At 49.4% G+C, this 2,242-nt stretch carries 2 protein-coding genes; both read left to right on the top strand.

All coding sequences use genetic code 11. The features are described from left to right. Positions 1–1,194 (top strand): FISUMP domain-containing protein (locus D0T84_RS06370; protein WP_163307048.1); only part of this gene is annotated, 1,194 nt, incomplete at its 5' end. A gap of 677 nt (positions 1,195–1,871) precedes the next feature. Next, the coding region (locus D0T84_RS06360; RefSeq protein ID WP_163307046.1) for a hypothetical protein at positions 1,872–2,242 on the top strand (371 nt) is incomplete at its 3' end.

The raw sequence follows: 2,242 nt of genomic DNA, 5'->3' as shown, positions 1-2,242 counted from the left end.
GTTACCCCCGGTAAGGTGGGCGACAACAACTATACCATTACAGTTAACAACTGCCCTACACAGACAGTGACTGTAAACATCAAAGCCACTGTTTGTACCAAGATTACCTCGGCTACAGTGTCGAGCTGCCTGCCCTATATGTTTACTTACCAGACGATGAAACTGACAGCCGTGAAAACAGGCGGAAGCCCGGCCACAGGTTATCAGTGGTATGTAGACGGCATAGCCCTACCGGGAGAGACAAACGCGGACTTCTATTACAGCCCCGGCACTACAGGCCTGACAGCCGACGCACTAGGCAATATGAAAAAGACCCCGAAGATAAAATGCGATATAAGCAATGCCTGCGGTACGGTAACCAGCAATGAATACGAGGTAACGGTGGTACTGGCCACTCTGGGACAATTGTCGCCGATATATGTGAATGCATGGAGCGAGGCGGCAACCAACGCTAACGACTTTACAGATAAAACTACAGGTTTAGTAAGAACCACCTATGCCCATGTAAATCTGGGCGCGGAATATGAACTCGACCCATGCGAAATGCTGGGTGACCTCTACCAGTGGGGAAGGAAGAAAGACGGACATCAGGAACGTTATAAAACAACCGTTTATACAGGTCCGGTAGATGCTGATGATCTGGGTGGTGTAACTGATGTCAACGGGCAAGTCGTGTCAGGTCATGGCGCTTACGGCCTATTTATAACAAATAGTAGTGCTAATCATGATTGGCGTAGTAATGCTACATACAAAGATGATCTTTGGGGCGATGGCGTGTCCTTTCCTTACCTCGAACAACCTTACAATCCTACATGGAGACATCCTGCTAACAATCCCTGTCCTACCGGTTGGAAGGTACCGAGCCAGAAACAGTGGAGCGCTATGATGGCCGGAGGGAATAATTTGGCTGTTTCAAATTCTGACTTGGAAAGTGGTGACGGTTTGGCTAATGTATGGTCGTGGAAGAGAGGTTATGTAGTCTCAAATATACTTTATTTTCCTGCTGCTGGAATGAAGTGGTTTACATTGAATTATGAGCTTATCCAAGTTGGTTCAACTGGTGTCTATTGGACGAGCACAATATTTACAGGATTCACAAAGATAAGTTATGCTGTCATAATGAATAATTCTAGAGTAAATCAAGGCAATCTCGATCGTGAGTATGGGAACTCCGTACGCTGCATAGCAGAATAACCCTCCTGTTTGGCGCAGGCTCTAATTATAAATGTGGTATTCGTAGGGGTGGGGTTCGTCCGCCCGGTATAGATATTACCCATATAAGGGCAGGCAAACCCTGCCCCCCTTCGGGTACTTCCGGCTCCAGAGAGGGCGGAAGGCTTAGACAAAGGATACGACAATAAACATCTTCAAACAAAATAAAAATATGAGAAACCTAACACTTATACTATTCTGCCTGTTTTCCCTCTCGTTGGGGTCGTTGCAGGCTCAGGTGACCGTTGGCAGCGATAAGATTCCCGAAGACTATTCCGTCTTGGAAATTATATCCAACGGCACGGGCGGATTGCGCCTGCCCCACCTGAATAACAAACAGCGTAAGGCGCTGACCCAAAGCCAGGCCTTTATAGATGAGATAATAGACAAAGGCCGGGGGCTGACCATCTACAACACCGACATCAATTGCGTGGAATACTGGAACAAGACAAAATGGGTGTCGCAGTGCGATGACCCACAGGCCGATCCCTGCCTCGAACCCTGCGACTGCGATGGAGACGGCTTTCTGGCTAAGAGTTGCGGAGGTAACGACCCCGATGACGACGACCCCTGCAACCCGGCGGTNAGACAAAGGCCGGGGGCTGACCATCTACAACACCGACATCAATTGCGTGGAATACTGGAACAAGACAAAATGGGTGTCGCAGTGCGATGACCCGCAGGCCGATCCCTGCCTCGAACCCTGCGACTGCGATGGAGACGGCTTTCTGGCTAAGAGTTGCGGAGGTAATGACCCCGATGACGACGACCCCTGCAACCCGGCGGTAACCCCTCTGAGCTTTACCCGCGACCCGGCAACGAGTGTGGTGGTAGGCACTCCGGTAACCATTACTGTGACTACAACAGGCACCAATCCGGTAAACAATGTAAGCCTCGATGGCAGTAAAACCCGCATCAAAGGAGATAAAATAACTGTTACCCCCGGTAAGGTGGGCGACAACAACTATACCATTACAGTTAACAACTGCCCTACACAGACAGTGACTGTAAACATCAAAGCCACTGTTTG

It is taken from the genome of Dysgonomonas sp. 521, from assembly GCF_010501055.1.
Lineage (GTDB): Bacteria > Bacteroidota > Bacteroidia > Bacteroidales > Dysgonomonadaceae > Dysgonomonas.
Note: the sequence above shows the minus strand (reverse complement) of the source record. Positions and strands in the feature narration are given on the sequence as shown.